The organism is Lawsonella clevelandensis, from assembly GCF_003241315.1.
GTDB classification, from domain to species: Bacteria; Actinomycetota; Actinomycetes; order Mycobacteriales; family Mycobacteriaceae; genus Lawsonella; species Lawsonella clevelandensis_A.
This window is the reverse complement of record NZ_QFOZ01000017.1, coordinates 1-3429: the sequence shown is the minus strand read 5'-3', so window position 1 is coordinate 3429 and position 3429 is coordinate 1. Positions and strand designations below refer to the sequence as shown.

2 protein-coding genes are annotated in these 3429 nt (G+C 46.3%); both read right to left on the bottom strand.

The annotated features are described in order from the left end of the window. Window positions 1–101: 101 nt before the first annotated feature. A complete protein-coding gene (locus DI579_RS07145) occupies window positions 102–2729 on the bottom strand; it encodes an HsdR family type I site-specific deoxyribonuclease (RefSeq protein WP_303679013.1) in 2628 nt (875 codons plus the stop codon). A gap of 41 nt (window positions 2730–2770) precedes the next feature. Next, window positions 2771–3265, bottom strand: a complete 495-nt coding sequence (locus DI579_RS07140; protein WP_290599129.1) for a type I restriction endonuclease — start codon at window positions 3263–3265, stop codon at window positions 2771–2773. Between the last annotated feature and the right edge of the window lie 164 nt (window positions 3266–3429).

Below are 3429 nucleotides of genomic sequence, written 5' to 3'. Positions count from 1 at the left end.
TTAAATAGGAAGCTAATGATCCCGGGTTTAACTGAACAGGGAATGATAGGTCAATTCTTCTCTCAAATTGATTCCCTTATCGCTCTTCATCAGCGAAAGGGCTAGTTGGGTGTGTCTGGTTCTTCTAGTCCTTTGGGCATTGTTTGGTACAGGATGTATTCCTTGAGGATGGTGGCTATTTTCATTCTGCGGCGGAATAGTTTAGGTTCTGGTTCGTGGATGTTGTCGAAGTATGTTGCGGCTAGGTTTTCGTCTACGGTTTCTTTTAGTGCATCGAATCTGCCGTATTCGTTGAGTGTGTTTTCGTTGGGTTCGGCGTCAATGAGTTCTGTGAGTTTGTCTTTTTTGATGCCGAATGTTTTGACGAGCGTGTCTATTTGTTGGTTTTTTTCTTTTGCCGCGTATTCGGTGATGTAGTCCTGGAATGTTTTTTCATCATTGAGTTGGGCGTCTCCGCTTTGGATGTCGTGGAGGAAGATGTTTGCGTGTTTTTGTTGTTCTTGTGTGAGTGTTGCAAATGAACTGTGTAGTTCTTCTAGGACTGATTCGACGACGGTTTCGTTTGCGGATGGGTCGTAGAGCGCTTTTATGTATTTTTTAAAGCGCGAATTCATGAATTTTGTGTCGATGTAGCCGGTGTCGATTTCGGTGAGGTGTGTTTCTATGTCGAAGGGTAGGTCTTCTTCATTATCGTCACTGTCACTGGTTTTTTGTTCGAGTTCTTTATAGCGTAGGGCTAGTGTGAGGTAGGTTTGTTCGTCTAGTGTGACGACAATGCTGTGGCTGGGGTTTGTGAAGTCGTAGTGATCTTTTTCCCAGGTGAAGCCTTGTATTCGTGCGGCTTCTAGGGTTTTGGTTAGTTCTGAGAATAGTTTCGCGAATTGGCCTCGTTCGGCGAGATTGTCGGGTAGTTTTGTGAAGTTTTCTACGCCAGCTTTGTTGAAGAGTGTAGTTATTTCTTTTGTTGTGTCGTTGAGTTTTTTGAGGTGTGTGTCAAGGTGGTCAACGAAGAGGTCTAGTGGTTTGTTTCCTGAGTAGAGTTCTACGGCTTTGTCAATGTTTTGCCTCATGGTGGCGGGTTTACGGTAGTAGCGGATTATTCCGAATGGTTTCTCTGGGCCGAATAGGCGGTTAGTGCGGGAGAAGGCTTGAATGATGTTTTCGTATTTGAGAACTTTGTCCAGGTAGAGGGTGTTTATCCATTTGGAGTCGAAGCCGGTGAGCATTTGGTCGACAACGATTAGTAGGTCGATGCGCTGATCTGAGTTTTCCCCTATTCGGTTGTAGGGTTTTTTGTGTCCGAGGCGTGCTGCTACGTCTTTTTTGTATTTTTGCCAGGTGGCTAGTGTGTAGTCTTGGCCGTAGTTGCGGTTGTAGTCTTCGAGTATTTCGATAAGGCCGTCTTCTTTGAAGGAATTGTCTCCTCTGTTGTCGATGTTGGGGTCGAAGAGTACCGCTATTTTGGTGGGTTGTGTACTGGGGTTTTCTTTGAAAAGTCGGTAGTATTCGATGGCTTCGGGGATGGATGAGGTTGCTAGCAGTGCGTGAAATTTTGAGTTTTTACTGTGGGCGATCCATTGCTTGTAGATGTCTTCTACTACGGCTTTGCGGTGTTCTGGTTGTAGGTATTGGCTTTTGGGTAGGTAGTATTCGATTCCTTTGATGGGTTTTCCGGATTCGTCGAGTTCTTCTTCGGCTTGGGGGACTTTTCTTGGGTCCATGAAGTGGTTGAAGATTTTTTCTTTGTCCTGGTCTTGGAATACTTCTGATTCGTTTTGTGCGTGTGCTTTGTTGAGGGCTACGGCTTTTCGTAGTTTTCTCGCGGGGTAGGTTTCTACCATGTAGGGATCGAAGCCGAGAACGTTTTCGTCTCTGATTCCGTCTGCGATGCTGTATCTGTGGAGTTCGCTGCCGAAGATGCTTACTGTTGTGCTGTTTTTCTTTTGGTTTTCTTCATGGATGGGTGTTCCGGTGAAGCCGAAGAATACGGCGCGGGGGAATGTTTCTTTGATGGTGGCGAGCATGTCGCCGAAGGTGGAGCGGTGGGCTTCGTCGACGATGAAGACGATTCGTTTGTGGTTAATTTCTTCTATGTCTGCTGCTCTGCGTTCTTTTTCGGCGCTTGCGAGACTCATTTTTTGTATTGATGTGACGATGAGGGAGGCGCGTGGATCTGAGCTTTTGAGTTTTGTTATGAGGTCGTCGGTGTTGGTGGTTTCTTGGACTTCTTCTGATTCGTCGGCGAATCCTCTGTATTCCATGAGGGATTGGGTTCCGAGTTCAATCCGGTCCATGAGGAAGATGACTTTGTCGGCGTCATGTGATGTGGCGATGAGTTGGGCGGATTTGAAACTGGTCATGGTTTTTCCTGACCCTGTTGTGTGCCAGATGTATCCGCCTCGTTGGTCTTTCTGGTCCCAGTCGATGCGGGCGACTTTGTCGGAGATGCGGTTGGCTGCATAGTACTGGTAGCTTCGCATGACTTTGAGAACACCATCGGTATCGTCGGCGACGGTGTAGAAGCCTATGAGTTGGTGGTCCATGGGGATGGAGAGGAGGTTTTCTATGATGTCTCTCCAGTAGTTGCATGGTTCATTTTCGAAGTCTGCCCAGTGGAAGTAGTAGTTTTCGTTGAATTCACCGTCTGGGCCGGGGTTGGCGAAATAGACGGTTTCTTCTGGGGTCATGGCTACGAAGACCTGAATGAGTGAAAATAGGTCTGTGAATATTCCTTCGTGGGCGTATTTAGCGATCTGGTGGTAGGCCTCGCTTACTGGTATTCCGCTTTTTTGAGTTCCACATGGATGACGGGCATACCGTTGATGAGGAGCATGAGGTCGCCACGTCGTTTTCCGATAATGCGTGAGGCGGCTTTAAATCGGGGTTGTTGAACTATTTGGTAGCGTGATTGCCCTGCAGCAATTTCGTGCCGATCATAAATTTTGAGGCTGACTTCTTTACCTAAATGTGTAGGATCGTCCGGATTATCTCTGGTGATGGATACAGTTTTACCGTTGATGAAACCATTGAGGCGAAGTGACGTACGTAATTCTTTAACCTGTTCAAGAATTTGCGCCATTTCAGTGTCGGTGAGTGGCGCATCACCTAAACGGTCAACCTGTCGATTGTTTTCGAAAAGAATCTGAGCCCAGTTATCAATTAAATCCTGCTCAGTGGGGTACCGTAGAACCTCTTTTTCCCAGCCTTTACTTTGAAGAGCCTGGATTACTTTCTCTTCAAACTCAGATTCGGTAGAAACAACCACGTCAGTCACCTTTATACAAACATCTTGGAAAGAAAAGCACTCTTAAGCTGATGAAGTTTCTCCAGCTTTCGCTGATGAAGAGCGATAAGGGAATCAATTTGAGAGAAGAATTGACCTATCATTCCCTGTTCAGTTAAACCCGGGATCATTAGCTTCCTATTTAA